Here is a 1,270-nt window from a genome sequence, read left to right on the forward strand (position 1 = left end):
TTCCTCCTTAGCTCAGTTGGTAGAGCGACGGACTGTTAATCCGCAGGTCGCTGGTTCGAGCCCAGCAGGAGGAGCCACTTTTGGAAAGCTGCATCATTGATGCGGCTTTTTTTTCGTTTAAAATTCCCGTCCCGAATAGCTCTTCTTATTTTTTCGCCAGCAAGTCTGTGTCCCTGCGTCATTAGATTTAAAGGCTTTGCTTAACCAATATGCTGCCAGACTTCCCCTCCCTTATTAGATCGCGATATAAATAGAAGTATGGCTCCTAAGGCTTAGCAACAGCACAAATCAGATTTGCTTCTTTCGTTATCCACTTCACACTCAATCTCAGTCCTAGCACCAACACTCTATAGATACTCATCAAAGGCCAGTATTGGCTCTCTAACAGCCCTTCAATGACTTTATAAGTTAGTTAGTGAATGATTCCATAACGATCGTAATCACCAACCTGTGACGCTCTAGAGAGCTTACAGAGCCAGGAACAAACTTTAAAACTAAGCTCTTTCTTTATAACGATAAATCAAGAAAAACATTCACTAAGAGCCTACGTGAGTGCAGTGAAACCGAGAAATGTGCTCATTCATTTCAGCAGAAAAAGCCCTGTAATTGATCCTAAGCAGTTATATCAGTACACCTTACGCCACATGGATCGACTGGAGACTTCATCATACAGCGCCCAATCACACGCTACATACAAGCGTATAAGCCATCTTTGAAATTCCACAGTTTTAGATATTACCTTTCTAGCTAAAACTCAAGACAGGTGACAGCGGGCAAAAAGAACATGAGGTTTCTTCTGACGTTGAGAATAAGCAGAGGATCTGTAGAGCTTGAGATCACGTAAGCTCCCAACACGAGGAACTTAAAGTTACTCAAGACAAACTAAAACATCCTGGCATTTCTGCTTAGATCGGGAATGATTTTCAGAAAACCAGAGCCACAGGCTATCTGGAGGCATTTAGCCTAAAGGGTGAATATGTACGGATATTAAAAAACTCAGCCATTTTTAGCAAAGTTTTGAGAACAAGTGATGGAGCGACTAGAGTCTTAGGCTCCAGACAGGCGCTCCTGCGGGACTTATTGTTCGAAGTCCAACCTAACTCAGCACAAACAAAAAGACCCCAGCATTTCTGCTGAGGTCTGGGATAAGTGGCGGAGCGGACGGGACTCGAACCCGCGACCCCCGGCGTGACAGGCCGGTATTCTAACCAACTGAACTACCGCTCCGCATTGGTCAGACTATTGAGTCTAATAAGAACCTGGCGATGTT

General features: G+C 44.3%; 2 tRNA genes. One reads left to right on the plus strand and one right to left on the minus strand.

The annotated features are described in order from the left end of the window. Position 1 precedes the first annotated feature (1 nt). A tRNA-Asn gene (locus RXX31_RS24605) sits at positions 2-77 on the plus strand. A gap of 1,073 nt (positions 78-1,150) precedes the next feature. Here the strand turns inward: RXX31_RS24605 and RXX31_RS24610 are convergent. Beyond that, positions 1,151-1,227 (minus strand) — tRNA-Asp (locus RXX31_RS24610). Between the last annotated feature and the right edge of the window lie 43 nt (positions 1,228-1,270).

This window comes from Vibrio sp. EA2 (assembly GCF_033042495.1).
Taxonomy (GTDB): Bacteria; Pseudomonadota; Gammaproteobacteria; order Enterobacterales; family Vibrionaceae; genus Vibrio.